The organism is Nostoc sp. UHCC 0302, assembly GCF_038096175.1.
Classification (GTDB): Bacteria; Cyanobacteriota; Cyanobacteriia; order Cyanobacteriales; family Nostocaceae; genus UHCC-0302.
In genome coordinates this window covers 131,595-157,976 of sequence record NZ_CP151102.1, presented here as the reverse complement: position 1 = coordinate 157,976, position 26,382 = coordinate 131,595, and the positions used below count along the sequence as shown (strand labels likewise).

Below are 26,382 nucleotides of genomic sequence, written 5' to 3'. Positions count from 1 at the left end.
GATGAAACAAAGCCTCAAGTATATATTTTTTAGTTTGGGGTTAATTAGCCTGGGTGTTGCGAGCTATTTTGGCTATACATTGTGGCGAGTTTTGAGTACTGGCACGGCTTATCAAGCTAAACAATTCTGTTCAGGTGTATTTGTCTCTGGGCGCACTCGTGAATCTATTTTCAACCAAGATGTTTTAGCTGAGATCAAGGGTTTATCAGCACTGGAACAGTCAATTGTCAAGTCAATTCAAGTAAAGATTGAGCGCCCACAACAATCTGTAACAGCAAGTATTTTCGGCTTGGCAAAACATCAAGCCATCTTTCGTTATGGGCTTGGTTGTACTCTAGTCATCGCTAGCTCTCAAGCAGAGTTGCGCTCACCATTGAAGCCAATGGATTTGGTTCCCCAAAAACTAGATGAACAGTGGTTGCTAGGGCAAACAGACCGAGAATCACCTGAAATTAACCAAAAACTCATCAAAGAAGCTCTAAACAGGGTTTTCCATCCCCAACAGCACACTAGGGCTGTAGTTATTGTTTATAAAGGTCAGATTATCGCCGAACGCTACGCGCCAGGGTTTTCCGCTCAAATGCCTTTACCTGGATGGTCGATGACCAAGAGTGTAATTAATGCACTTGTGGGGATTCTAGTAAAGTCGGGTAAACTATCGCTGACAGATAAAAATCTGATGCCAGAGTGGAACAATAGGGGCGATCGCCGCAGGGAAATTACTCTAGATTCGATGCTTCGCATGAGTAGCGGGCTGAAGTTTAACGAAACAGAATCAAATCCTCTAGGAGATTTGATTCAAATGCTATATGGTCGGTCAAATACGGCTGTATATGCGGCAAACCAGCCCTTAGAAGCCGCTCCAGATACTAAGTGGCAATATTCTAGTGGGACAACTAACATTATTTCCCGTGTAATCCGCAACGCGCTCAGTAACGATGCTGATTATCTAGCATTTCCCCGTCGCGCCTTATTTGATCGCTTGGGTATGAAGAGTGCTGTACTCGAACAGGATGCATCGGGAACCTTTGTTGGCTCGTCTTTCATGTATGCTACAGCAAGGGATTGGGCGCGATTTGGTCTACTTTATTTACAAGATGGTGTATGGGAAGGGCAACGCATTTTACCAGAAGGCTGGGTAAAGTACAGCCGCACCCCAACTGAGCTTTCCCCCAAGAAAAATTATGGCGCTCATTTTTGGTTGATGGACGTTGCTACATTATCTGGAAAAAACCAAATTCTTACCGCTCAAGGATTTCAGGATCAATACATTGCTATTATTCCTTCACACCAACTAGTGATCGTTCATCTGGGGAAAAATGAAAACGCGACGCATCAACAATTTATTCCTCAAATATTAGCGGCTTTTGCTAAATGAACTACCCTGCCAAGTAATGTTAGTTAATTGTGATCTGACTTTTCCCGTTAAGTCGTGAAACAACAAAATAGCAAGGGTTTCAGACTACAGCTTATTCTCAATTATTTAAAATTAGTGACAATGAATTACCAGAAATTTATAAAAAATTTTAAGTAAAACTAATGTTGATTTTGGCTTCGGAATTACACTTACTTTCCTAAGCTTTTCTGTAATACTATATTTTTGACAATCTCTATAAACTCATTTAAAACAGCAGATTGCTCATTGCGCCGCATTAGTGCAACAGTCTGGATTTTTAATTTGTCTGCTTCAATTCCTTTAATTAGTCTATAAACAACTCCCTGACGCTGAATATTTTGGGCATTCTTCAACAGTAATGACACCCCAACACCACCTGCGACTAAGCTCAATACAGTTAGCATCCAAGTTGCTTGTTGCACAATTTCTGGTTCCCGACCAAAAACCTGTTTACAAAAGTCGATAATTTGCTTATAAAAGTGGACTATATCTGGTGAAGGTAAGACAAAAGATTCATCCGCTAATGCTTTGAGCGGAATTTGAGCTTCATCTGCTAGTTTGTGTGACTCAGATAAAGCAATCACTAGTGGCTCTTGCAAAATAGGCACATAAATTAAATCAGGATGCTCATCCAAGGGTAAATAATTAAACGCAATGTCAATTTGATAATCTAGCAACTGCTGTATTTGGTCTTGGGGCGGTGACTCGCATAGAACTAGCTTGACATCAGGACGCTGGCTACGAAAAGTTTGCAGTACTACTGGTAGAACACTGTTAGTAATTGAGCTATTAACTGCAATAACTAACTGTCTTATGTCCTCTCCGCAACTAGCTCTAAATGCTCGTTCTTTTGCCTGTTTGAGCAGCCTTACAATCTCAACAGCATCTTTGTTAAAGACTTCTCCGGCAGATGTTAATTTTCGTTGTTTCCGGTCAATAAGTATACATGGAATCTTTGAGTATCCCAAGTCCTTTTCTAATTGACGAATATGCCTACCTAAATTTGGTTGGTCAATACCGTTTAAACTTTCAGCAGTCCGACTGAAATTGAGTTCATTTTTTACTAAAGCAAGAAAAAGCTCTATATCTTCTAGATTCATAAAATTATCTCTAATATGCAATTCAATATTACTAATTAAACTCTTGTTAATAAGGTTTATATCATAGTTTTATTGTTAAACCGTTCTTTCTGGTATGTAACTTTTGATTTGTTCAATGCAAATTTTGTTAGATAAAAAGAGGAATAAAGCATTTACTTTATCAAGTACTTATGTGATAAATAAATTAATTCAAATTTATCTCCAACAGAACTATGAGAGAAACCAAAGAAATTACCAACTATTTAATTAAGTTTGTAATGATTATTGGTGGAATACATGGGAATGAGCTTATAGGAGTATATCTAATTAAACTCTTTGAGAAAGTTCCCCACTTAATTCAACGACCTAGCTTTGAATCATCTACATTGTTAGCTAATCCCAAAGCTGTTGCAGAATGCAGACGTCATATTGAGAAAGATTTAAACCGCAGCTTTAATCGTGAAGACCTAAACGATCCGACACTCTCTACTTTTGAAGATAAGCTAGCAAAGCAAATTTACAAAAATCTTAAATCTCAAAATCAATCACAAATAAGTATGTTTGTAGATTTGCACAGTACAACTGCAAACATGGGGTTGACTTTAATTCTAGTCAAACTTCATCCTTGGTTGTTGCAGCTAGCAGTATATTTGAGTTCAATCAATCCAGAAGTGAGGGTTATTTATATACCATCTAATGCGGCAAATAACGTTTTGATTTCTCAATGCGAATTAGGTTTTGCGATTGAAGTAGGGCCAGTACCTCAAGGCGTGTTGGATGCAGTTTTATTTCAGAAAACAAAGGAAATAGTTTATGCCATTTTGGACTATTTACAAGCATTCAATCAAGGTTTAACCCAGTCTAATACCAATACGCTCACACTGTATGAATATGTAGGAACTGTGGATTATCCCAGAAATGAGCATGGAGAGATTCAAGCAATGATTCACCCACAACTTCAGTCTAGAGATTTTGCGCCTTTAAATCCTGGAGAGCCAATATTTCTTGCTTTTGACGAAGAAATAATTACATATAAAGGTGCATCGACTATTTACCCAATTTTCATTAATGAAGCCGCTTATTACGAGCAAGGCACTGCCATGTGTTTAACTAACAAGCGACAAATTGTTGTAGAGGCATTATGAAAGAGTTGTTGGACTACTTTGTTATCGGTGTTGCTATTACCGTGTTCTGGCTTTTCTGGCAAGGAACTTTTAGCAAAAATGACAATCCAGTTGATGCTTGTGTTGTCGAGCTTTTTAAGGAAACTCAAGATAAAATGTTGTACTCTGATCTCAAACACAAGTGCGCTCAAATGTGCCAACGTTTTGAATTGAAGGGTTGTCAACAAAATATTCCGCCTCTTTAAACGCCTCTAGTCTTTCTTCATCCTGCTTTCGGTTTGTGGACTTAGAGCTTAGCTTTAAGCTTGTAACGCGTCAGATGATGTACAGTTGCTCCCCTCAGCTTTGATTCCCAAAGTCTGAAACCTATACCGGACGTACTGTTAAATATTTTTATCTACTGCTTTATAGGTGGTTCCAAAATCTTAAGACTGGAGAAGATTCTAGGGGTTACACCCTGAAATTCCCTAATTCCGTACTTACTGTGTCCAAGGTGGCGTTGCTTAGTGGGTATGTATATAGGCTGAAGCTTTCAGTACGTAGCTTGTAAATTCTTTAAGAGTTATCCCTGTTTTGTCACTTTGGGAGAATGCAATAGCCCAAAGGATTATGCAGCTTTAGTTTCCAGCTTTTAGCTATGAATTTTAGTTTTTATTAGGAAATAAAGCCTCAAATGTTGATGAAATCAAAACCTCAGAGCAAGGCTTTGATTATTGTTTTCCGAGAGTGACAAAACAGGGTTATGGTGTTTATTTTTCTGATTTAAAAAATCTTTTTAGGGAAGGATAACTTGTCCGTTTGCGATTAGAAGCATATGGTGTCCGTAACGGACAAGTTATCCTTCCAATGACAATACTTAAAATTTCCTGCTACTCAACCCTCACCCCTTTGATGCAGAGTATGTGTAATACTCTGCTTTAATTTATCTAAGTAGTGTTTTAGAAGCGATCAATCTAGCAAAATCTAAAAAAAATTATATACTTCTAACTAAACTATTTAAAGCTGTCTTAGCTACTAATTCTGCTCTAGAAGACGTTATTTTCTGGTAGCGTAAAGTAGTTTGAATATTTTCATGTCCCATCAGCGCCCTTAACTCTTCAATCGCCATCAGACCAACCCGTTCGGTAGCAAAAGTATGACGCAGGTCATGTAGCCGAGTTTCTTTGAGTTCTTCATGTTGATCTACTACTTTCCTCCAGTCTGCATTCACTGTTCTGTACGAAACTGGGGTTACAACTTTAGTCGTCGGGTGCTGGGCAGTGAATAATGCTGTACTATTTTTATGACGATAATATTTAATATAGTCTTGTAAAGCATTATCTGCATCTTCGCTATAAAAACACCAGCGTTGTTTGTTGCCTTTACCAACCACTTGAAATTTGCGTTGCTCAAAATTTAGTTCTGATAACTGTAGAGATAATAATTCTCCAATTCTGGCTCCAGTTCGATGTAGCAAGTAAACTATCGCCTCTAACCTTGCATTCGACTTCTTCACACCTGCATACAAGACATCTAAGCCAGCTGGTGTGAAATAACGTATGATTTCGTCTGTTTTATGCTCTCCTCGCGCACGCTCTGGTTTCCTCTGACTTAATCGGCCTACAGGATTTGATTGGATATAACCTTCCTCAACAGCAAAATTAAACAGGGCGCTGATTATTGCTTGGTGACGATTGTGTGTTGTGTAGCTTAAATCATCTAAACTCTGAAGATAATCTTTTAGGAGCTGACGGTCTACTAGTTCTATAGGTAGCCTGCCATGTGCTTTTAGCAAAGATAGTAGTGTTTGCTCGTAAGATTTAAGTGTACTTGTAGCTAATCCTTGCCGGGAAAAGAAAGCTGTAGTAACTTGTGCTAATGTAGTTGTCAAGTTTCACCTCTAGATTTGAATAAAAGCAGTAAAATTTATTTCAAATACGCACTTAAGTAAAATAATTAGTTATATATTTTAGTACACATTAAAAGTATGGATAACACCCCCCAACCCCAAGAAACGCTGGCAGAGTACGTTAAAAGAATACGCACCAGCCTTTCGCAAGCGTCAAAATGATTTAGCGGTAAAGGCAGGTATTCACCTCCAGAGTATAGGTAAGATTGAACGAGGGATGACTACCAAGCTCAATAGCAAAAGTCAGCGTGGGTTAGCGGTTGCATTGCAAGTTCCACCGGAGTACCTTGATGCTGTTGTCCGCGGTGTTGCTGTCGTCACGTCAGATGTAATAAGATTTTGCTCCCACTGTTGGACTCCAGGCACGGCTGTTGAAGAAATATGGTTATCACCGTTATTAACTTCGCCAGTGCCAAACGCAATCGCAGGCTTAATCCCCGGTCGTTTCCATTATTCGCTTCTAAATTGTTATTGAAGATAAAACAGCAAAGCTGTTTACTCCAGAAGATTTTTTGTTTCAATTAATTCGCTTCCACAAAGTTAGTGGAGACTTGAAGAAGTTTAGAGCCAGGATATGGTCTACATGATGACGAAGACAGCGAACGGCTATCGCTAGATGAATAGCGCACTTCACAAGCAGAGCGATAAGCTCTTGCTTATAGCCTTCTCCTTCTCCCACACGCGCATGGCTTAAGCCTTCTCCCACACGCGCATGGCTACGCCAATGGAGACGAAGACAGCGAACGGCTATTGCAGATAATTGTCTCTGTGCGGAGTTGAAGAGCTGATGATGGTATGCCTCTTCAGTGGTGAATGACCGAATATTTCGTAATGACTTAGTGTCACAACACTTTCCTCAGACGAGCGCAATACCTAAGCCATACGTGGACTAGCCAGAGGATTGATAGGGAACTTTAAAGGAGCAATTGAAGACTTTGAGGGATACATAGTTAAAAAATGTTTTGAAGCTCTTTCTGAGTAAATGTCGGTTAACCCATAATATTGCCGCGACTGGAACCATAATATTGCCGCAACGGAGGCTGTAATACTCATTATTTCGTGAAGCGATCGCATCCTTTTTTGATGCATTGGAACCATAATATTGCCGGAAATCCAAAATGGAATTATAAGCTTGCCAAAAAAAGGTAATCTTAAGATTTGATTTTTTGGTTGGTGTATGATTCCTAAATGCTTATGCCAGAAGAGCTTCAGGTTTTTAGGAGATTTCAATCCTACATTTTTAGTCCAGGTTCGTTATCAACCATTTTATTGCCAAATGTATAGCCTGTAAGGATTATAGACAGTGGAAGGATAATATTGCCAATTTGAATTAGAAGCATAAGCACGTAAAAACGGCAATATTATGGTTCCACCGACAGTAAAGGGTTTAGTCGACGCATGGTTGTTGATGACAGGCTCGCTACTTTTGTCCCTTTTAATTCTTTTGTATATTTTTCTAAAAGCTCACTCTATAGGATGAGCAAATGGGCTGTCATTTACCATATATTAGCAGTACTCTGCGTAATTCTTAAGCCTGGTTAACAATAGCCAAGCTTTGCTAAAAATTTACAGCACCAGAAGTAGACGTATCTGAGAATACGTAGAAAGCAAGATGGAAATCTGCGTAAGCCTAATGGTTATCTGCGTGAGTCTGATAAGCTTAGTAGGTGACGACTAAGCTTATCTTTAAGATTACTAACTTTAAGGAATCTCTGTATTATCTATATTTCAAAAAGGCAAAACAGCCGTGCATCTCCATAAAACTTATTTTCTTGTTATGCTGCTCTGGCTCTGCTCCAGGGCAGTTTTCTATTTGCTGGTCAAAGCCAAGAGTAAGTTCTAGTAGTCTGCCAAGACAACGCTTGCGTTGTAGTCAGCAAGGGAGGCTGGCGTTGCAAAATCAATGAATAGTAGCAGTATTTCCTCCAATTCTCCCCCTGCTCGACCTACACAGCAATTTTGGGTTGGTGAACTACTACATTCACCAGCGATGCACTGAGCGTGGTCGTTGTGTTGCGCTCCTATCAAATTCTGACCCAGCGACCGACGGTAGTTGAGCGCGGTCGAAACTCAGGGCATCACTCCTGACTTTTGAATTCTGAATTCTCTATTATTAAAGAAGTAGAGCCATAAAGTTAGCCAATACTCAGTAAGATAATTGAAGTCCGAGAGTACACCGTCAGAGCGCATAAGCGTAAGATTCACACTCGCATTTTCAACTTTGTGTGCAAGCAGTGCCAACAGCCAACCCAACGCGAGACTTTGGGCCTATCAACTACAAGAGTGACGAGGGTAAGATGGGGTAACTTTTGTCAGATTACCAGCACGATGATGAGAGCGCTCGCTATCAAAAGTGTTTGACTAAACTAACTTCTGTACAGCTTCCCAAACACCTCGTTAAGAATTTGATTGACTTCATGTTCTGTTGCTGGAGTATCCCAGGCTCCCGTAGACACCAAACTTTGCGTGTACTCTTGAATCCAAATCTTTAAAAACTCTTTTTGCTCAACTCTTGTTCCTCTCGGCAATATTATTGTGACTAGAACTTGATTGAAGACCAGGCTGCAAGCTTCGCACACTCCCAGACCTGAAACATGAGTTTTGAAAATTCTGTTAGACATACTGGACTATTCCGGCAGAGACCAGAAGGATCAACAACTTGCGTGCAAGGTGTAGGAAACCCATCGATCAGCTGGGGAGCTTGATTTAAAAATGTTATTAACCTACTAATAGTAATTATAATTAAGGAAAGACTGCAAAAAAATATTAGTGTGCCATACAGAATTTGTATGGCACACAAGTAATTAATACTTAGTCATCTTTAGCAAGCCCGGTCTTATCGAATTGCTTTTCGACACAACAAAGATACAACTGTAAGAGGCACTCTTTAAAAAAGAGTGCCTCTTCTAAACAGTACAAAAGCATCAGTAAGTATACTTCACTGATAAATATCCAAGGAAAAGCAGTCTGAAACAACTACTCCCTACTTAACAAGTATAAACTTGGTAAAGTGGGAAACAGCGATACACGAATACCAGAACCAAACGATAGACGAGCAACAGATGGAAAATCTACTAAACCTCAATAGCGGTTGTTGATATTCCTGCCTACAGTTCTTAACGTTGGACTGATTTTTCTAGTTTATCCCCCTATAGGATGAGTAATTAAGCTGTTATTTGCTATATTGTAATAGCAGCCTGCGTAAATCCTTTTCCTTGTTTTTCAACTTTTGTATAACAGCAATAGGAACTCATCAAATCACTTGCTTGCGGAAGGTAATTACCTTCCGCAAGTAGTTTATCAACTCTATTAAAATAACATTTATCAGGGTAGATTTTCCCCAGCTTTATACTTTCTTAAAGTTGCTATTTTTTTCTTGCCTAAATTTTACATAGCTGACGTACAGTTATCTCACTAGTTCCAGAAGAAAATATTCAAAGCTTAACAATAAGAAGCTAAAAGCCGCCAGCTTAAAAATGTGACTAAAATGAAATACTTAGTTCAATTAGAGAAACTTATTGCTAGAAAATCCTGATTTAGACTACCCGTAAAAATCTGAGATAAACTAGTTTTTTAGATAGTTATAAAATACCTAGCTGCCAAGCGTACTCAGAAGAGAGAATGTTTGTATAATCCCAGATATATTAAGAAACTAGGTAAATGATGTCAAAGCCTTTGTGTACGTACATTTAAGGCTATTTTAACCGTTTTTTGTTTAAGTCCCAGTAAAAATAAGCTGCTAGTGGATGGTAGTTCACTTGCACTGAGTTTCATTTCTACTCCTTTATAAAACAATTTCAGAGTAGTTTTTCACTCTCCCCAATAAAAAGGAATTAAGAAGCAACAGGAATAGGAGGATGTTTTATACCTCTACGAGCTTGGGTTAGAACTTGAGCAATATAACTCCAAGGGTCAACTTTTCTCAGCCTGCAAGTTTCAATAACACTCAAAACAGAGCAATAAGCTAAACTACCTTCACTAGTGCGAGTTCCATAGCTAAGACGTCGGGCAATAACAGCATGTCTTAAAGCCCGTTCTGCTTCATTATTGGTCGGTGGTAATTGCGGATGATAAAAACACGCAACCACAGCATCCCAGTCAGCTAAAATCTCTTTTGCTAGAGCTTTTAACTTGGTATGCTCGACTCCCGTAGCCAATCGGCAGACTCGATAAAGGCGAGCGGGGTTTGAGTCGGTTTCATCCTTATCCCCGTCGCCAGTGGCAAGCTCATGTATTAGTTCCCTTAGTTCTTCTAATAGCCACTGCCCCAAATCCGCTACCTCCCGATCTACAGCTTCGGTCAAAGCGATCGCTTTGCGGATGAGATGAGCTAAACAATGTTGGCGTTTAGGGTAATTAATATAAGCCCCATAGCCATCAGTTATTAACCATCCCACAAATGCCGAGGTTATCAGACACAACAATTCTTCTTTGCGACGACTACCGATGTGGAAAACTGCAATTGTACTTGTAATAGCTACCCATAACCATCGATATTTCCCCTTTTCATACCAGGGTGTTTCGTCAAGGTGGATTATTTCTGCCGATTGCAATTCTTCAATTAATTCCTCAACTACCGGGGAACTAAGCATAAATCTCTACTTCTTCCTTCAACTACCGAAACGTAACCAAATTGTGGCTTTATTTTTGTGTGGTGTCCACAAGAGCAAGTTGCTTGATAATAGTGATGAAGCGTACATCTTACCTCAATTCCAGAATCTAATTTTTCTAGTTCTAATACGTAATAACCCATGTGGGGTTTTGCATCGGGGTCTATTTCTAACGAACTGTTACAGGATGCACAAGTTAGAGGATGATGGGCAACTATTTCACTGGCAACCAAGGGTGTTGTCCGCCATATTCCCTTAGCTCCTTTTTGCTTTCCCGGTAATTTTTTCCCAAATCCCTTGCTTTTCGGTTTCTCGCTTTCTTCTGAAACTTCCTTCTTTTCTTGCTTTGACTCCGAAACAGAAGTTTCACTCCCCGTTTCTTGTTTTTCTTCTAACTCCGAAGAAGATGTGCTTCTAAATTGGTCTGATGATGGGGGTAGGGAACTATTGCTTGAGTTTTGTTCTAATTTTTCTATTTGTTCGACTGCCAGAGAATGAAGATTACCCGCCACTTCTACCAATTTCTGTTTATCCAGAGATTGGAAGTAGTCCCGGTTCATTTGTGCGAGGTCTTCTTTGCTCAGTCGATTCATTCGTGTTTAGCTAAAATTGCACAATTATTTTTTACACTACCACATGATGCTCACCCCTACTTTTACCTATACTGCAAACCCTCACAGACGGGGGGAGAGTGAAAAACTACATTTCAGAAGCTAAATAGAATAACTGAAAGAAACCGAGCCTTTATTTAACTATTTTTCTTTCAAAATGTCTCGTAGATGTCGTCCCAGCCCGGAGGGCTGGGACAAGGCTGGATCTGTTTTTATGCCTAGATACTTAACTGAAAAATAAACAAGCTCAAATATAGTTACTTTCTTACTAATAACTAGAAATATTGATTCATAAAAAAGTCTAAATTTAGAATTCAGGATTTAGGTAAAAAATCTTTATAAGGGATTCAATCCTGCCACTTAAATTAAAAAGTTACACTCTTAATCTGCAAAAAATTGGAGTAAAACTAATCTCTAGCTTTTCGCTGATTGTTAAGCCCTTGGTTATGAGACACTCCGCAAAGGTAATTTCGTAGAGTAGACTACAGAACTCTCAATTTGCTGATGCTTTTTGACTAGTTTATTTATGCACCAATTACTCTAATTAAATTTTCAATTCCGGAGACTAACACATATATTCTTTACTGCTAACATAAAAGGAATAAATTTATTATACCCAACTATTTTTAGGGTATATTTAGCAATTAAAACAAAAGCTATTAGGGTCAGGTAAAATTTATTATACAGCACTTCCAGCAGATATGAGGTACGTCCTAAAAGCTGAAAGCAATGATAGGAGAGGGGCAAGGAGAAAACTATATTGCATAATAGCCGGAAGCGCTGTATCTCTGCTTAATTAAATATATAAATGGAAATTCAAATAGTTAGGTGTAAAGGCATAATCCTATTCTTTATGTCTAAATAATCAATTACCCTATATTGATTTGTTAAATCTTAACTGGCAAAATGAAATCATAACATAGTTAAGTTTTGTAAATTTAGTATTTTTTATTATGCCAAGCTAAACTCTTTTCTTAGTAATAAACAGAAAAATTATCTTGAGAAGGGCTGTAGAAAACTCGTTAATGCTAAGCTAACGGTTCGCTGACGCTGACGTGAGGGAAACCCTACCAAGACTTCTATCTCACTGTAAAAGCGTCTATGGAAAGAGAAATTGGAGCGTAAGCTTTTTCGTAAATGCACAGCCGATTATCGTCAGACATCCAAATTTGGGAGAAACCTCCGCTTTGACTTTCCACGCTCCTTCCCTACGAAGAGTGATTCTGACGAATGTACTTTTATTTAGCCAGTTTATGAATAAAGCTGAACACACTATTCTACTAGTCTCTGACGTTCCTACACAACTTTTAATTAAGCATATGCTTGAGCAGGCGTTGTTAGACCAGGTTTTTGTCTTGATAATGCACTCCAAAATCCAAGCTGTATATTATCTTGAAGAGATACTTTCTAATACTCACAACTACTGCTCTTCTCTACCTGTGGTAATATTAATAGATTTAAATTTAACTGTCCTGTCAGATTTCGAGTTACTCAAGTGGCTCAAGCAACATTCAATATTGATACATATACCAGTTGTGGTTATGAAAAACTCAGAAGATAAAGACCAAGTTTTAGAAGCAATGAATTTAGGCGCTAACTCTTACTTTTGTAAATCGCGCTCACTCAATAGTTTAGTCTATCTTGTGAAGGCTTTTTTGCCTAGCTATCAGATAATGGATGATTTTTAATTGACAGTTATTCATAGAGATTAACTTTAAGAACGCACGCGTTCTCTTGACGGTACAAAACTTTAGCGTTAAAGCAACCTTCTCAAATCAATACTCCAGACAATTTTTAGTTGACGAAATAGACAAGAAAGTTATCGAACTATTAAGGTGCTGATTAGAACAAACAAGCACCAATTCGATAGCCATGTGAAAATTTTACAAAGCGTACTGACCAAAATAGGGATTTTCACAAACCGCTTTCGACTGGTTCAACTGCTGCAACCTCATGACAATTCTTTCCCTTTGGCTAGCACTGAATGTCATTAAGAAAACGTGAAATCTCGCGCTTGGCAGGGTGTTGGGGGCAGGGCGAACGCATCTAAATATTGATGGAGATTAGGACAAGACCATGAAAGCAGGTAGTAAAGGGATTTAGGGAGTATAGAGCGAAAAAAACAGTTGTGATCGCCCAGGATGGAAGATATGGCAGCAAGGATAGACAAATGTAGTATCCTAACCTGGATTTAGGTGTGCTGTCATAGAAATAGATATTAAATAAACATGAAACTGAAGCCCAAAATTACAATAGCTGACCACTTTTTGGGAATAGAAGATCCAAGAATAGAGCGGACAAAAAGACACAAATTAATTGATATTCTGACGATAGCGATTTGTGCAGTGATATGTGGAGCAGAGGGTTGGATAGAAATAGAAATGTATGGATGTGCAAAACATGGTTGGCTAAAAACTTTTTTAGAATTGCCAAATGGGATTCCGTCTCCTGACGGAGACGCTACGCGAACACATGATACCTTTGCGAGAGTATTTGCCAGAATAAAACCAGAACAATTTCAACAGTGTTTTGTGAATTGGATGAAATCAATACAAAAGATAATAGAGAAAGATATAGTAGCAATAGATGGAAAAACATTGCGTGGTTCTTATGATAATGGCAGTGATAAAGCAGCAATACATATGGTAAATGCTTGGGCTGTACATAATAGATTAGTACTAGGACAAGTCAAAACAAATGCCAAATCAAATGAGATTACAGCTATACCAGAATTACTGAAAGTTTTAGAAATATCTGGATGTATAGTCACAATCTTATCAATAGGTTGTCAAAAAGAAATAGTTAGGCAAGATGCAGATTATGTAATTACATTAAAAGAAAACCAAGGTCATCTACATTCATATGTAGAAAGCTTATTCAAAATCGGTATACAGACAGGGTTTCAGGGATTAGATGAGGGAAGATACACAACAGAAGAGAAAGGGCATGGACGAAAAGAAATTCGTCATTATGTAATGATATCATCAGAAAAAGCACAGTTAAATTTTAATACAGACTGGGTAAAATTAAATAGTGTTGGTATGGTGGAGCATATTCGTCAGGAAAAAGGGGAAACAACAGTAGAAATTCGTTATTTTATCATTAGTCTTCCGAATAATATTGAAAAGTTTGCTAAGGCAGTTCGTGGTCATTGGGGAGTAGAGAATTCTTTGCATTGGGGAGGCAGCGCGTTGCGGGGGTTCCCCCCGTTGTAGCGACTGCCGTTATTAGATGTAGCATTAAAAGAAGATGAATGCCGCATCAGAAAAGATAATGCACTCTTATAATTTTGCAGTATTACGTCAAATAGCAGTAAATCTTTTAGGTAAAGAAAAACGGATGAAAGTTGGGATAAAGAACAAAGGATTTTTAGCAGCAATAGATAACGAATATTTAGTCAGAGTATTAGCGCAACTTTAAGTAAAATAATTACTTAAAATTTGAAACGAAAATAAAATATTTATATTAGTAGTAGTGATGGCATGAATTTTCTACTTATATTGTAATATTTAATTTTATCTAGTTACAATTTAAAGTTATTTCGAGCATTCGATAATACAACTGTTAGTTATTACAAATATAAAATGATTCAAATTTACTATTTTATTAACAAAAAGTAGTTTTTGATTAATAGTTTAAATGTAGCTTACTAAACTGTTAACAAATAAGATGCGTTTGCCCTGATTGTAAGAGTGATAAGATGTCTGGCATGAGTAGCTTGTAGTTTTTGAGTTGTCGTTGTGAGAGACAATAGCTCTACTACGAAGCGCCCTACCTTTTCATGCTCTTATTTTGGCTAAGGTATTGTTATATAACTATAGTTAGTCAAATAAAATCCCTAGATGTCTAGGGGTTCTTTGTTAGGTGTTGGGTGTTAGAGGTCAGGTATTAGTTATAAGTCACCTGATGTTCCAATAGGACTATTTACTAGCTTAGGATGCTTAGGTCTACCTGTGGTAGTAAGCACATCTAGCAATGGATCTACCTGAGTGATACTAGGGGTTATTTTCTTACCTGTACCCGATACAGCAGGGTAACTATAGTTACCGCCACCCTCAGTAAGGGTATAGGCGATCTGTTGCCCATTAGTGCCTGAGTTACGGTCAAAAACGGAGTCAGAGACTACATAAGAGCCTACAGGGTTCCACATGAAACCACTACCAGCCGCTAGGTTATCCTTAGCGGTTATGTTGTCAAAGGTGGCTGATATCTTGGCACTACCATTAATGGAAATAGCCCCACCGTTGCGTACTGCTGAGTTAGCAGAAAACGTAACTTGAATCAGGGTTACAGTGGCAGTAGATCCATTGATATAACCATCTAGCCATAAGCCACCTGCATCTCTAGCAGATATGTTACTGGCGATAGTGGTTCTTAATAGCTGAGTTGTACCTGCTAGTCGGATGCCTCCACCGTAATAAGTACCACGGCACTCATTGTCAGTGATAATACAGTCTTCAACTACTGAAGTATCAGGGTAATAGTCAAAGAAGTTAACCGCTCCACCGTTGCCAGCCAACGCAATATTGTTATGGAAGTAGCAACGGCTTAGACGACCTAAGCCACCTACTCGGTTAGCTACGGTCTCTGAGTCTTGACCAAAACCGTCTGTATAAATAGCACCGCCACCCTGTTTAGATGTGTTGCCTCCAAACTCTGAGTCTTCAACTATAAGACCACCAAGAGATCGGTAAATAGCACCGCCCACAACGCCCTTGTTGTTGAAAAAGTCGCAGTTATATACCTCTAAAGAGCCTCGGTTTCTAGTGGCGATACCACCAGCCGCGAAGCCATTATTTGCTTGAGTACCATCATTATTCTCAAATAGGTTATTACGTACAACTAACTTACTTTGAAAACCTGCGTGTATAGCCCCACTTGTGTCACCTTTGTTACCTCTAAAGGTACAGTTTAACACTGTGGTATTGCAGTAACTAGAGGTTGTTAAGCCTCCAGCCGTAAAACTACCAGTCATGTAGCCATTAATAAAGGTCAGACCTTTAATGGTGATGGTTGTACCCTGACCCAGTGCCATACACCGGAAAGCATTGTTACCACTAATAGTAAACATAGGTGCAGCACTGGCATCTACTGTAATATTCTTGGCGATGATCAGTGTGCTACCTACGGTCAATGTCTGACCAGCTAATGCAGGAGCAAACACTATTGAGTCTCCATTTATACTTGCAAAAATAGCCGCACGTAAAGAGCCTGTGCCAGTATCAGCAGTTGTAGTAACCGTTCTAGTAGTCATGAGTTATCCTTAAGATCACTGATAAAATCAGAACTTACGCATTGACAGGAATCTGACTATGTGAGTCGAATGGCACTAAGAAAAGGTGAAACGTCGCTAGGGCAGGGTGTTGGGGGTAGGGTGTAGGGTGTAGGGAAAGAGTAAGAAAAATAGAATGGGATAAGAACATTAATGAACTTCTTGCTCACTACACCCCACACCCTACACCCCACACCCAAAAGCCTTAGAAATAATAGGTTTGCCGTTATCTTAGTGCCATTCCTATGTGAGTCCAAGCCCACTCTTTGTTCAAGATGTTCCAGTATGAAGTCATGAGCCACTTGAAGAGACAAATTCCTCTGGACTTCATACCAGTTTTCAATTAACTGTTCGGTTCGCATTAATTCTAGTTGTGTGAAGCAGGGCGAACGCACGGTATTTCTGAAACCCTTGCTGAATAAGGATCTGGACGCTACCTTGAATATACTTCAGTACAAGCTGAACACCTAATCCTTCTTGCCGAAAGGCAATTTGATAGTGGTCTGGGTTGAGATCCTTGTTGTTCTCTTTGATGAAATTAAAGAAGCTGTTCAAACTAAAATCCGTATTCATTTGGTTTAATTCCTGTGTACTACTTGATTTTCCAAACACAGTTAAACTTGAATAGCTTAACTTTTATCTCCAAATACCACACTTGATAAGTACGAACAATATTTCCCGATTCCATCTGCATCAGAATATTTGCAAGTACCATGTTCTAGTGCAATTGCCTTTAATCACTATTTGGGCGTTGCTGTATCGAAATATGAATTCCTCAAATGATACTTCTTCAACCTTATTCTTTGAGTTTTTGCACCTTTGCGTAAGGCAAATTCATATTAGATTTGTTGGGAAATAACGTTAGAATAGAAATTGCTGAAACACCTGCACCATTTAGGTTGTAAGTATTTTTGAGCAAAATGACTGGGATATCTGCCATTGCTGAGTTATAGACATTGTTCGGCTGATTTCCCAACAACTCTATTCTTAATCAGCAACGCCACTATTCGAGTTAATACATCTTGCTGCTCTATTCCCTTTTTTAAGCACACTGGATTGCACATCTCAAAGAGATATTTTTTCTTGAGTGGGAAGACTCCTCAGAGCTACTTCACAGCATTCGTTTAACTTTCGCAAGTATTTTTCACCTGATCTGACCACACTTCATAAGTACAAACACTTACTTTTCAAGCAAAATATTATCTGCTTGCTCCTCCTGCTTATACCAGAATGATTGTGAGCAGTTAACTGTTAATAAAACTATAATTTCACTACCACCAATGCAGTGCACTCTGCCGTCTGATTCCCTTTTTTAGCACACGGGCAACTGAATAATCTCTATAAAAACTTTTTTGGTGGGATTATTAATCTAACACACTCTTGTGAAATTTCAAGTGCAATTCCAAAGCACTAACCCGAAATTGAATTCCCTGCCAACGTCTGGAGCAAAGGAAGCCTCTATTACAAAGTAAAGCAGGGCGTCGGCTTTTCAAATCCCCTAAAAAATCAGCTTTGAGGAGGGATATTTTGCACAAAAACAATCCCTCTTAAAGGGGAAATAAGGCATAAATAATCCCCACCAGGGGGATAATAAAATGAATAAGCATTTCTAATAATATGATTTCACATAGTGTAGTTAGATGTCGTAGCTACAGATATCACGATACTCAATTTTTTGGAGTTGCTGATTGAGAATATGAATTTACAGCAGATTTCAAGTTGATGAAGTACACAATATAGGTCTCAAAGTCAGGTATAAAGCCTATTTTATTCTGAATTCTGACTTCTGTCTCCTGAATTCTGCTGTATCTCACGCAGAGGCGCGGATTCGCAGAAAGTAAGAGTTGAAAAGAGTTGATTTTTGAATTTTATATTCAAATTCAGCAAGTCCCATTTTTTAGTGGCATTAGAAGAGCCGCGCTTTTATTAAACAGGGTGTAGTGTTTGTGAAAAAATACTCAAAATTCGGAATATACCCCCGTTAAAATGCCAAACTATAGCGCTAGCTCTAAGTAAAAAGATTTGTAATTGATTGGAGAGCTAAGGGGTAAATCTATCATGTCAGAAAATTTTGTTGCTCCGAATCAGGAAAATGATAGAACAGATATAGATATTTTCAAGGAACTAACAATTCTTGTCATCGATGATCTAGAGGATAACCTGGTTTTGATGAGCTTTATTCTTGAAAGCTATGGAATACAGGTAGTGACAGCATCCAATGCAAAAGATGGATTAGAAGCCGTTAAACAATCCCCGGTCGATATTTTAATCTCAGATATTAATATGCCGTTTAAGGACGGGTATTGGTTAATACAGGAGATCCGTTCGCTGCCGCTACCACAAAAAAGAGACATTCCAGCGATTGCTGTAACTGGTGATGTTGAATTTCAGGTACGCTCAAAAGCTCTGGCGGCTGGATTTCAGGCTTATATGGAAAAGCCTTTGGCTCCAGAGCAGTTAATTGCAGAAGTAGCAAAACTTTTAAAAAGCAGGAAAGAGAAATTGACGACCGTCTACTCCCAGTTTAAGCACTAGTTGTTGAGGTTATGTAGGAGGAGTAACCAGACCAGAACTGTACAGGGGTAGTGAGTATCAACCGTACCCAAGGATTGTGCAACCATACTGTTATAAAAGGTAAGTAAGCTAATCGCCATTCATTTTTCCAGATTGATTCGCTTGTAGTAAGGGCTTCAGCCCTGGTTTTATGCAACTTCAATGCTCATTAGCTTACAACCCTGTAATCATAGGCAGCGAACCTATGACTGAGACAGTACTAGTGATGCCTCCTATCACCACCTTTGGCATTAAATCGCGAGATTCTCTTAAGCGATGTTTTTTATCCCAGTATTAGTAAAGGGAAGGCAGTAGCCAAAAAACCTCTTGCAAGAGGTTTTTTCAGGGTAGTTTATACCTTTATACAGCGCCAAGATTTGTGTTAAACAAGCTATCGGGGGATAGACGACTATTAATCAATACAGAAGGATCTATTTTTTTAGTTTCTGCATAAACAGCACCTTTTTTAAGAATATTTGCAAGGTTATTCAGTGCACGAATAGACACGGGTATTGACGCTTGGTACATTGAAATAGTCATTGATATTTCTCCACAAAAAATCGGTTCTATCGTCTAAACTATGCTGAATCAACAGCTATATTCCAACAGATTAAGCAAAGCAGCTCAATATTTTGTATCGTATGTTACATTAGCATATCAAACCCGATAGAGCCAAAAATTCAAGCGACTTTGAGCTAACCCATCTAATATTAGAAGGGATTGGCTATAATCTGGTGTTTTTGGTTAGTTTATGCAGCAACAGACTATAGAAACTTATATTCAAGCGATCGCCATCTATGATGCTGCACTCAAGTTTGCTCCTAATGACCTCAAAACTCTTAAGCGCAAGGGTTTTGCTCTCGAAAAGCTGTCCGAGCTACAGTTATCTCAGCAGCAGTATACAGAGGCTATTGAGACTTTAAAGCAAGCGATCGCCACATATGATAGTGTCTTTTCTACATACCACAGTGATGCGATTGATATCAGTTATCACGGAACGATTATTGAAAGATTAGCCGAACTATACTTAACCAACAAGCAGTATAGAGAAGCATTCGCCACTTATCAACAAGCACTTACTACTTATGAGACTGCCATTCAACTTGCTCCCGTTGACTTTTGCAATCACGGGCTCAAAGCTGGTGCATTAGCATCTGTGGCTGATTTGCATTGCGGCTTGTCACAATACACCCAAGCAGTTCCTTACTATCAACAGGCGATCACTTGCTATAATACCTCGCTTGAAATTAAACCTCTCAAAGCTAATGAATTCGAAAAGGCTTGCGTGTTGCAAAGATGGGGTAACTGTTTTCAACAATTATCTCGAAACTCACAAGCACTTGAGTGTTACCAAACAGCACTTGAGATTTTACGCGAATTACCACCAACGGATAGGCATATTCTTTCTTTGGAAGAACAGATACAAAAACTGAGTCAACAGTCTTAATAAACTCTTTATTTATAACTGTTAAGTGACTCTGTTTTCAATCACTATATTTAGCGTATATTATTGATTATGGAAGATTTCGCATCTTGAGAATTTGAAGCAATATTATAAAATCCACTCTTGATAAACTATGCAATAGAGTTTGTCATTACTAATGAGGTATTAACTTGCAAGTAGTTAAGTTATTATATTGCATTAGTAACGCCTTCTTATTAACTTATTATTCCCAAAATGTAGCTGATAGTGTTGATTTATGCAGCTTGCGATTGGTTCAACTGCTGCAACCCTCATAATAATTCTTTCTCTCTGGCTAGCACTCACTTTGACACTAGCAACATGAGCGCGTCTTTCTGAGGAATATCTCTCGTAAATCCGCCAGCATCTCGAAGCTTTCGCACGCCTCTAAGCACTCAACGATGTAGTCGATTGAGTCGAGACGTAGCCACTCCTTTGTCGCTTCCTGGTCACAGATATAATACTGCATAGCTTCGCATTAGCTCTGACCATTATTTTAATACAGTACTCACTCACCAGGAGGATTTGAGCCGTTGCCACCTTGCCTAAAAGCTTTGGAAATCATCTGCTCCATGTGTTCAATTGCGTAATCGATTGTATGTATGAGGTCAGCCACGCTATCTCCTAACTGTTGACGTAATTCCCCGATGGCTAGATTGTTTTGAGCGATCGCCTCGCTGTTCTGTTGGGTTACTTCCCGTAACTCGGCTATGGCAGTGCTGTTTTGCTGGGTCACTTCCCGTAACTCGGCTATGGCAGTGCTGTTTTGCTGAACAGTCTGTTGCAGCACTCCTTGATTAGCAGCAACTTGCTCCAAAATTCGCTCAATTCGGTCAAGGCGATTAGTTGACTGTCCAGCGTCGCTCATGTAGGTACTTCAGGTGAACATAGGGAAAGCGTTCGGTCTAGCTAACTCATCATATCAAAGCTAGCAGAGTGATTTAAACCGGAAGACAACGTATTCCATGCATAAGGGAGCGACGGGTCAGCAGTGTCTTCATGCTCTCGATTTTATATGCGTTTAATCATTTATGCTGTGTACGCTGCTCCCTCAAAACACAGTTGCAATGGATCTCGACCGATATAGCTTGAACATTGCTGCTGAAAAATATCGCGGCTTACGTGGGGCAACAAAGCAGTGTAATTCTACAGCAGTTGCTCCTTTTCCTTGTGTGATGGCACTTTCAAAGTTTTTGGTTTTTTTGCGTAAAACTTTTCAACAACCTAGATAACTCTAGATAACTCTATATAAGACATTACCTTTGTGTTGTAGCCCTTGAGGGGATACGAAATACCCTGAAATAGATATAGGGCAACGAGTGTAGCAATTTGTGGTAAAACAAAAAGAGCATTCATTCGCAATAAGCTCTATTTAATGATAATATTACCAGAATTCTACGAGACACACCTCAAGCGAGAGCTTGGACGTACTGAATACTTATTACTAAAACTCCTTATCTGTTTATTACAATCTATTAAAACTGTTAGCCTTGAGGCGCTAGCGACTGCTTTACCAATACCAATACTATTTGAAAGTAGAAGGAAAAAACTTCAGCGATTTTTATCTTTAAATTACATCAATGTTGAAGAAATTTGGTTTCCAATTATCAAAAGCTGGCTAGAAATAAATTTTCCTTTAAATGAAGTTATTTATGTAGTTATAGATCGGACTAATTGGGGATGCATTAATCTATTAATGATTAGCGTGGTTTGGGACAAAAGGTCTATCCCAATATATTTTGAGCTATTAGACAAGTTAGGCTCAAGTAATTTTGATGAACAAGAAGCAGTATTTAAAAAAGCATTACCGATTTTCAAGGATTATAAAATTGTAGTGTTAGGAGACCGAGAATTTTGTTCAATAAAGTTGGCTAACTGGCTCACAGAGCAGAAAGTATATTTCTGCTTACGCTTAAAAAAGGACGCATTTATAGAAATAGAACCAGAAATTTGGCTGCAATTAAGAGATTTGGGTTTAGCACCTGGTCTTTCCTTCTTTTACCAAGGTATTAAATATACGAAATCTCAAGGGTTTGTTAGCTTTAATCTCGCTACTAAATGGAAACGGAAACGTTTTGGAGTTGCGCCGGAAGAGGGCTGGTTTATTCTGACTAATTTAGATGATTTAGATTCGGCTATTAAGGCTTATAAACAACGTTTTGATATTGAGGAAATGTTTAGAGATTTTAAAAGCGGTGGTTATAATTTAGAAGATACTAATGTATCAGGTCAAAGGCTAATTTCCCTAATATTATTAATCTCACTTGCATACACGGCTGCAACTATATCTGGTCAAAAAATTAAACGCATGGGTGTTCAAAAATATGTAGGCAGAATTAAAGAATCTGGGCGGACAGTTCGCCGTCATAGCAGTTTTTATATTGGATTATATGGGTCTAACTGGGTCGATTTCATGGAAAATTCTTATGAATTGGTGGCTGAGTTAATGACACTAGCTCCTAATAAGCGTAAGTATTATCAACAAGGAGAAAGGGCTATGAGGCTTATTTTATCTGCATTCTAGCCCTTTTTGTCCCCCCTCAAGGTTGTAGCCTTAAATAAGCTTAATTTTAGACCTAAGTAAATACCAGGGAGAAGGAAAGTGGTAAAAGCTCAACAAGAACAATTGTTAAAAAATCAAGGTAATTTTAAGCCACCCAAAGTAGGCTCTCCTGATAATCGACAAGGAGGGGCAACCCGTCAAGTAAAAGCACCTGATATCAAATTGGAATAATAACTGCCTTGTTTTGTGTCTTTCCGGAAAGTCCAAAATTCTAGCTGTATCTGATTACATACCGAATCTACTATATGTAAAGTCAGGGACGACAGCCTAAAAGTCCCTTATATAAATTCCACTGCTTAAAACTGCTCCGGTTCTACTCCTGGGCAGTTTTTTATTACACAGGTGGTCTCAAGAGAGCCTGCACCCATTGTCAGCAATTGAGATTCTTGTGCAGTGCGTTGTTTACCCGCAGGAGCCGGAATATTGCGCGGAGAGTCCGTAAAAGCAGATATTTTAGGTGTAGCAAGCATAAACCCTCATCAGCAGTAAAACTCCTAACACAGGCATTTAAGCAATGGCAAAGATTACGCAAGCAGAAGTTAGTAAGCAGTTTGCGATCGCAAACTCTAAAATCTGGGGGCGTGTGCTAATTACTATATCTATTGTGGCTACTCTTATTCCTGTTGTCTCGGGGACGTATTTGTATGGCACAGGATTTGGGACAGATTCAAATAAATCAGTAAGCATAGAAGAAGTAATAAACCCTAAAGATGGGAAGATTATTAAGGTTAGGAAAGAAACTGAGCAGTTCCAATCAGGTAAGACTCTTTGGGATTGGTTGAGCTTAGCTGGTACATTAGCTATTCCAATTTTAGTAGCTATTTTAGGATATCAATTTCAGCGTAGAGAGCAAAAACGCACTGAGCAGCAAAGTAACCTTGAAAGAGAAATAGCAGAGATTAATTCGCGTGAAGAAGGTATAGAAGCTTATATTGACCGAATGTCAGATATATTGCTTGACAAGCAATTATCACAAAAAATTAAAACTTTAGATTTTAGTGATGTAAAAAAAACAAGAGAAAAGATAGAACAAGATTCAGAATTAGATACAGCAATTAATGTTGCTCGCGTCAGGAGTTCGTCAATATTACGGAGGTTGAGCAGTGATCAAGAGCGTCAAGCAAGGATTTTATATTTTTTACGTGATACTGAACTTTTGAAATTTATTTTTATAGAAGCAAAGCTTGAAAAGATTAACCTTAAAGAATCAGTACTAAACGATAGTAACCTCTCTGGCGCTAACCTCAGAGGCGCTAACCTCTCTGGCGCTAACCTCAGAGGCGCTAACCTCGACGGCGTTGACTTCAAAGCTACTGACCTCAGAGGCGCTGACTTCAAAGCTGCTGAACTCCAAGGTGCTGAACTCCAAGGTGCTGACCTTAGAGGCGCTGACCTCCAAGGCGCTTACCTGTGTAACGCTAGCCTTAATGGCGCTGACCTCCAAGGCGCTTACCTGTGTAACGCTAGCCTTAATGGCGCTAACTTCCGAGGCGCTAACCTCTCTGGTGCTAACCTTAATAGCGCTGACCTCAGAGACGCTGACTTCCGAGGCGCTTACCTCACTGAAATTATTTGGAATGAGTTTACAAGATGGGAAGATGTACAAGGATTAGAAGCAGCTATAAATGTGCCTCAAGCTTTACTAAAACAAAAGAAGACTGCATAGCATTAATTTATACTCTAATTTCTCAGCAAACCTTACTCTCCCGACCCATCCCACCGAACACCGCCACATACCCCCCACTGAACACCCTCTGCACCCGTCCCCCACAACGCACCTCCAGAAAACTCACTAGCGCCCAGTAGTCCTGCTGGAGAGAAAGCTGTGGGCTTACTTTGCGTTCCGATTGCGATCTGTGCGAGCGCCTTTAGTACTGCTATTAGGCGATCGCTTGCATAAAGTAGAGATGCACCGCCGCTCTGTTTTGACTCTATCAACACTGTAGGGCTGGCTGCTGTCGAAGCTAATATAGTTTCGCTCCCTCTAGACAACACAATCCCACGCTTTGCAGATATAGGCTGAGTCCATCGCAATGCCTGAAATATTACCCTTGAGGGTACTACTGGGGGTTACCCATGACTGCAAGTATTTGAATATTCATGTCAAGGCATAAACACTTAAAATATGGGAGTAAAGATAAGTGTAGTGTTATTTAATAAAGTCTTGAAGAAGAATTCAGAATTCAGGAGTCAGAACAAGAAAGTGTGAGATTCAAATCCGCCACTAATTGTTCGATGATTACGTCTCCCTTTCGGAGAAGACCACTAAATCTCCAATAAGCGTGGGGGTTTTAAACCCTTGCAATTTATCTGCCAGTCGCACTCAGGTAAATTCTGACTCCTGACTCCTGACTCCTGACTCCTGAATTCTGTTTTAATAAAGTCTAATATTATTCTTTTTCTAAAAAATATTAAAAACCATTACATTACTTATTTATGACCATAGATTTACTAGAGTTTTTCCAGCGAACAGACCCCAGCCGGACTTTACAGGTCAATCAAGGCTTAGATAAGAAGTACTACATTGATTTCTCTCCAGTCAGGGGTGGCGATATTATTGGCAAGCTGAAGCAGAAAATTACGTTTTTCAAAGCGAACGAACCCACCTGCACCCTGTTCACTGGTCATATCGGCTGCGGGAAATCGACAGAACTAGTCAGGCTACAGGTGGAACTAGAAGCGCTGGACTTCCATGTGGTTTATTTCGAGTCTAGCGAAGATTTGGAAATGACGGACGTAGATATAGCAGATGTGCTACTCGCGATCGCTCACCGTGTAAGCCAAAGCCTGGAGAAAATCACGCTCTCGGAACCGAACAAATTCCACGAACTGCTGCAAGGGGCATTGAGGGCGCTAGACTCCGAGGTAACGGGGTTGAAGCTAAAAACACCAGTTGGCGACGTTGGCTTATCTACAGAAAAGGAGAAATTCTCTCTTGCGTTGGGAATCGGTGAAATCACAGCGAAGACGAAAAGTAACCCGATACTGCGAGAGAAACTTAACCAGTACCTGGGGCCACAGAAGACCAGACTCCTCGAAGCGATTAACCGAGAGCTGCTAGAGCCTGCGATCGCCAAACTCAAGCAGCAGGGGAAAAGGGGACTGGTAGTGATAGTAGATAACCTCGACCGTATAGACAACCGGATTAAGCCGTGGGGTCGTCCGCAGCAGGAGTACTTGTTTGTGGATCAGGGGGAGTTCTTGACAAAGCTGAATTGCCACTTAGTTTTCACAATGCCCTTGGCGCTGAAGTTCTCGAACGATTACGGAACGCTGACCCAAAGATTCCCAGAAGACCCGAAAGTACTGCCGATGGTTCCAGTGCAATGGCCAGACGGGAGCATACATGAGCAGGGGATGGGGCTGATGCAGCAGATGGTACTGGCTAGGGCATTCCCTGATTTGCAACCAGATGAACGGTTAAACTACATCAGTGAAGTCTTCGATAATACAGAAACGCTAGAACACCTGTGCAGAGCGAGTGGTGGTCATGTGCGAGATTTGCTCAGATTGCTGAATACCTGGATTCAGGAAGAAATGATACTTCCACTTTCCCGTAATACCCTAGAGCAAGTGATTCGCTCTCGACGCAATGAGATGACGATGCCGATTTCGGATTCGGAGTGGGAGTTACTACGTTATGTTAAGCAAAAGAAGAAAGTCAGCGATGACCAAGGATACCAAAAGCTAATCCGTAGTAGATTTGTGTTTGAATATCGAGATGGGGGTGAATCTTGGTTTGATGTCAATCCGATTTTGGCAGAAGCAGCGGAGTTAGGTAGTTGAGGGAGCAGTTCACCATTTACTAGGAAGGGGGAAGGGGG

General features: G+C 39.5%; 23 protein-coding genes and 3 pseudogenes. 13 read left to right on the top strand and 13 right to left on the bottom strand.

All coding sequences use genetic code 11. The features are described 5' to 3' along the window. Position 1: 1 nt before the first annotated feature. Positions 2-1,378: a serine hydrolase gene (locus WKK05_RS40910; protein WP_341531948.1), complete on the top strand. Its 1,377-nt coding sequence runs from the start codon at positions 2-4 to the stop codon at positions 1,376-1,378. Positions 1,379-1,566: 188 nt separating this feature from the next. On the opposite strand, the gene WKK05_RS40905 is transcribed toward WKK05_RS40910, so the two are convergent. Continuing rightward, on the bottom strand, positions 1,567-2,496 hold the full coding sequence (locus WKK05_RS40905; RefSeq protein ID WP_341531947.1) for a LysR family transcriptional regulator: 930 nt from the start codon (positions 2,494-2,496) through the stop codon (positions 1,567-1,569). A 212-nt stretch (positions 2,497-2,708) separates the two neighbouring features. Between WKK05_RS40905 and WKK05_RS40900 the strand changes: the two genes are divergently transcribed. Together WKK05_RS40900 and WKK05_RS40895 are read left to right on the top strand one after the other, a co-directional pair. After that, positions 2,709-3,620 carry an aspartoacylase gene (locus WKK05_RS40900; RefSeq protein WP_341531946.1) on the top strand — a complete coding sequence of 304 codons (912 nt, stop codon included), beginning with the start codon at positions 2,709-2,711 and terminating at the stop codon, positions 3,618-3,620. Further along, positions 3,617-3,844, top strand: coding sequence for a hypothetical protein (locus WKK05_RS40895; RefSeq protein WP_341531945.1), 228 nt, complete (start codon positions 3,617-3,619; stop codon positions 3,842-3,844). Before WKK05_RS40900 ends, WKK05_RS40895 begins: the two co-directional genes overlap by 4 nt. 728 nt (positions 3,845-4,572) lie before the next feature. Here the strand turns inward: WKK05_RS40895 and WKK05_RS40890 are convergent. Then, positions 4,573-5,469, bottom strand: a complete 897-nt coding sequence (locus tag WKK05_RS40890) for a tyrosine-type recombinase/integrase (RefSeq protein ID WP_341531944.1) — start codon at positions 5,467-5,469, stop codon at positions 4,573-4,575. Between the two features lie 100 nt (positions 5,470-5,569). Between WKK05_RS40890 and WKK05_RS40885 the strand changes: the two genes are divergently transcribed. Next, positions 5,570-5,962, top strand: a complete 393-nt coding sequence (locus WKK05_RS40885; RefSeq protein WP_341532201.1) for a helix-turn-helix transcriptional regulator — start codon at positions 5,570-5,572, stop codon at positions 5,960-5,962. Positions 5,963-7,853: 1,891 nt separating this feature from the next. On the opposite strand, the gene WKK05_RS40880 is transcribed toward WKK05_RS40885, so the two are convergent. The 3 genes from WKK05_RS40880 to WKK05_RS40870 form a co-directional block, all read right to left on the bottom strand. Further along, positions 7,854-8,108, bottom strand: a complete 255-nt coding sequence (locus tag WKK05_RS40880) for a hypothetical protein (protein WP_341531943.1) — start codon at positions 8,106-8,108, stop codon at positions 7,854-7,856. A 1,212-nt stretch (positions 8,109-9,320) separates the two neighbouring features. Next, positions 9,321-10,079 carry a transposase gene (locus tag WKK05_RS40875; protein WP_341531942.1) on the bottom strand — a complete coding sequence of 253 codons (759 nt, stop codon included), beginning with the start codon at positions 10,077-10,079 and terminating at the stop codon, positions 9,321-9,323. After that, complete coding sequence (locus WKK05_RS40870) at positions 10,061-10,690, bottom strand: hypothetical protein (protein ID WP_341531941.1); 630 nt, start codon at positions 10,688-10,690, stop codon at positions 10,061-10,063. Before WKK05_RS40870 ends, WKK05_RS40875 begins: the two co-directional genes overlap by 19 nt. Before the next feature lie 1,271 nt (positions 10,691-11,961). On the opposite strand from WKK05_RS40870, the gene WKK05_RS40865 reads away from it, so the two are divergent. Beyond that, a complete protein-coding gene (locus WKK05_RS40865) occupies positions 11,962-12,396 on the top strand; it encodes a response regulator (RefSeq protein WP_341531940.1) in 435 nt (144 codons plus the stop codon). A 540-nt stretch (positions 12,397-12,936) separates the two neighbouring features. Beyond that, a pseudogene (locus tag WKK05_RS40860) lies at positions 12,937-14,128 on the top strand (ISAs1 family transposase). A 472-nt stretch (positions 14,129-14,600) separates the two neighbouring features. On the opposite strand, the gene WKK05_RS40855 reads toward WKK05_RS40860, so the two are convergent. The 3 genes from WKK05_RS40855 to WKK05_RS40845 form a co-directional block, all read right to left on the bottom strand. Next, a complete protein-coding gene (locus WKK05_RS40855; RefSeq protein ID WP_341531939.1) occupies positions 14,601-15,962 on the bottom strand; it encodes a right-handed parallel beta-helix repeat-containing protein in 1,362 nt (453 codons plus the stop codon). Between the two features lie 357 nt (positions 15,963-16,319). Beyond that, entirely contained in the window at positions 16,320-16,553 is a 234-nt protein-coding gene (locus WKK05_RS40850) for a hypothetical protein (protein ID WP_341531938.1), read from the bottom strand. Between the two features lie 223 nt (positions 16,554-16,776). Beyond that, positions 16,777-16,956 (bottom strand): hypothetical protein, encoded by a 180-nt coding sequence (locus WKK05_RS40845; protein ID WP_341532195.1) that lies wholly within the window; start codon positions 16,954-16,956, stop codon positions 16,777-16,779. Between the two features lie 1,082 nt (positions 16,957-18,038). On the opposite strand from WKK05_RS40845, the gene WKK05_RS40840 reads away from it, so the two are divergent. Next, positions 18,039-18,515: a response regulator gene (locus tag WKK05_RS40840; protein ID WP_341532194.1), complete on the top strand. Its 477-nt coding sequence runs from the start codon at positions 18,039-18,041 to the stop codon at positions 18,513-18,515. A 10-nt stretch (positions 18,516-18,525) separates the two neighbouring features. Here WKK05_RS40840 and WKK05_RS40835 read toward each other — a convergent pair. Beyond that, positions 18,526-18,821 (bottom strand): annotated as a pseudogene (locus tag WKK05_RS40835) (hypothetical protein); the annotation flags it as partial. Positions 18,822-18,926: 105 nt separating this feature from the next. Next, positions 18,927-19,073 (bottom strand): annotated as a pseudogene (locus tag WKK05_RS40830) (DUF1993 family protein); the annotation flags it as partial. Between the two features lie 211 nt (positions 19,074-19,284). Here WKK05_RS40830 and WKK05_RS40825 point away from each other — a divergent pair. Beyond that, a complete protein-coding gene (locus WKK05_RS40825) occupies positions 19,285-19,980 on the top strand; it encodes a tetratricopeptide repeat protein (protein ID WP_341532193.1) in 696 nt (231 codons plus the stop codon). A gap of 523 nt (positions 19,981-20,503) precedes the next feature. On the opposite strand, the gene WKK05_RS40820 is transcribed toward WKK05_RS40825, so the two are convergent. Continuing rightward, positions 20,504-20,863: a hypothetical protein gene (locus WKK05_RS40820; RefSeq protein WP_341532192.1), complete on the bottom strand. Its 360-nt coding sequence runs from the start codon at positions 20,861-20,863 to the stop codon at positions 20,504-20,506. A gap of 199 nt (positions 20,864-21,062) precedes the next feature. On the opposite strand from WKK05_RS40820, the gene WKK05_RS40815 reads away from it, so the two are divergent. The 3 genes from WKK05_RS40815 to WKK05_RS40805 all read left to right on the top strand — a co-directional run bounded on the left by WKK05_RS40815 (position 21,063) and on the right by WKK05_RS40805 (position 22,729). Next, positions 21,063-21,227 (top strand): hypothetical protein, encoded by a 165-nt coding sequence (locus tag WKK05_RS40815; protein WP_341532191.1) that lies wholly within the window; start codon positions 21,063-21,065, stop codon positions 21,225-21,227. 149 nt (positions 21,228-21,376) lie between these two features. Then, complete coding sequence (locus WKK05_RS40810; protein WP_341531013.1) at positions 21,377-22,519, top strand: IS4 family transposase; 1,143 nt, start codon at positions 21,377-21,379, stop codon at positions 22,517-22,519. A 78-nt stretch (positions 22,520-22,597) separates the two neighbouring features. After that, positions 22,598-22,729: a hypothetical protein gene (locus WKK05_RS40805; RefSeq protein WP_341532190.1), complete on the top strand. Its 132-nt coding sequence runs from the start codon at positions 22,598-22,600 to the stop codon at positions 22,727-22,729. A 125-nt stretch (positions 22,730-22,854) separates the two neighbouring features. On the opposite strand, the gene WKK05_RS40800 is transcribed toward WKK05_RS40805, so the two are convergent. Next, positions 22,855-23,028: a hypothetical protein gene (locus tag WKK05_RS40800; RefSeq protein ID WP_341532189.1), complete on the bottom strand. Its 174-nt coding sequence runs from the start codon at positions 23,026-23,028 to the stop codon at positions 22,855-22,857. Positions 23,029-23,072: 44 nt separating this feature from the next. On the opposite strand from WKK05_RS40800, the gene WKK05_RS40795 reads away from it, so the two are divergent. Further along, on the top strand, positions 23,073-24,224 hold the full coding sequence (locus WKK05_RS40795) for a pentapeptide repeat-containing protein (RefSeq protein WP_341532188.1): 1,152 nt from the start codon (positions 23,073-23,075) through the stop codon (positions 24,222-24,224). Between the two features lie 32 nt (positions 24,225-24,256). On the opposite strand, the gene WKK05_RS40790 is transcribed toward WKK05_RS40795, so the two are convergent. Next, positions 24,257-24,592: a hypothetical protein gene (locus WKK05_RS40790; protein WP_341532187.1), complete on the bottom strand. Its 336-nt coding sequence runs from the start codon at positions 24,590-24,592 to the stop codon at positions 24,257-24,259. A gap of 402 nt (positions 24,593-24,994) precedes the next feature. On the opposite strand from WKK05_RS40790, the gene WKK05_RS40785 reads away from it, so the two are divergent. Continuing rightward, positions 24,995-26,344 carry an ATP-binding protein gene (locus WKK05_RS40785; RefSeq protein ID WP_341532186.1) on the top strand — a complete coding sequence of 450 codons (1,350 nt, stop codon included), beginning with the start codon at positions 24,995-24,997 and terminating at the stop codon, positions 26,342-26,344. Positions 26,345-26,382 lie beyond the last annotated feature (38 nt).

What these genes read in the sequence shown, in the direction of transcription:
- WKK05_RS40910 (WP_341531948.1), top strand. Translation starts at nt 2, where the DNA reads ATGAAACAAAGCCTCAAGTATATATTTTTTAGTTTGGGGTTAATTAGC.
- WKK05_RS40905 (WP_341531947.1), bottom strand. Translation starts at nt 2,496, where the DNA reads ATGAATCTAGAAGATATAGAGCTTTTTCTTGCTTTAGTAAAAAATGAA.
- WKK05_RS40900 (WP_341531946.1), top strand. Translation starts at nt 2,709, where the DNA reads ATGAGAGAAACCAAAGAAATTACCAACTATTTAATTAAGTTTGTAATG.
- WKK05_RS40895 (WP_341531945.1), top strand. Translation starts at nt 3,617, where the DNA reads ATGAAAGAGTTGTTGGACTACTTTGTTATCGGTGTTGCTATTACCGTG.
- WKK05_RS40880 (WP_341531943.1), bottom strand. Translation starts at nt 8,108, where the DNA reads ATGTCTAACAGAATTTTCAAAACTCATGTTTCAGGTCTGGGAGTGTGC.
- WKK05_RS40875 (WP_341531942.1), bottom strand. Translation starts at nt 10,079, where the DNA reads ATGCTTAGTTCCCCGGTAGTTGAGGAATTAATTGAAGAATTGCAATCG.
- WKK05_RS40870 (WP_341531941.1), bottom strand. Translation starts at nt 10,690, where the DNA reads ATGAATCGACTGAGCAAAGAAGACCTCGCACAAATGAACCGGGACTAC.
- WKK05_RS40865 (WP_341531940.1), top strand. Translation starts at nt 11,962, where the DNA reads ATGAATAAAGCTGAACACACTATTCTACTAGTCTCTGACGTTCCTACA.
- WKK05_RS40855 (WP_341531939.1), bottom strand. Translation starts at nt 15,962, where the DNA reads ATGACTACTAGAACGGTTACTACAACTGCTGATACTGGCACAGGCTCT.
- WKK05_RS40850 (WP_341531938.1), bottom strand. Translation starts at nt 16,553, where the DNA reads ATGAATACGGATTTTAGTTTGAACAGCTTCTTTAATTTCATCAAAGAG.
- WKK05_RS40840 (WP_341532194.1), top strand. Translation starts at nt 18,039, where the DNA reads ATGTCAGAAAATTTTGTTGCTCCGAATCAGGAAAATGATAGAACAGAT.
- WKK05_RS40825 (WP_341532193.1), top strand. Translation starts at nt 19,285, where the DNA reads ATGCAGCAACAGACTATAGAAACTTATATTCAAGCGATCGCCATCTAT.
- WKK05_RS40820 (WP_341532192.1), bottom strand. Translation starts at nt 20,863, where the DNA reads ATGAGCGACGCTGGACAGTCAACTAATCGCCTTGACCGAATTGAGCGA.
- WKK05_RS40815 (WP_341532191.1), top strand. Translation starts at nt 21,063, where the DNA reads ATGGATCTCGACCGATATAGCTTGAACATTGCTGCTGAAAAATATCGC.
- WKK05_RS40800 (WP_341532189.1), bottom strand. Translation starts at nt 23,028, where the DNA reads ATGCTTGCTACACCTAAAATATCTGCTTTTACGGACTCTCCGCGCAAT.
- WKK05_RS40795 (WP_341532188.1), top strand. Translation starts at nt 23,073, where the DNA reads ATGGCAAAGATTACGCAAGCAGAAGTTAGTAAGCAGTTTGCGATCGCA.
- WKK05_RS40785 (WP_341532186.1), top strand. Translation starts at nt 24,995, where the DNA reads ATGACCATAGATTTACTAGAGTTTTTCCAGCGAACAGACCCCAGCCGG.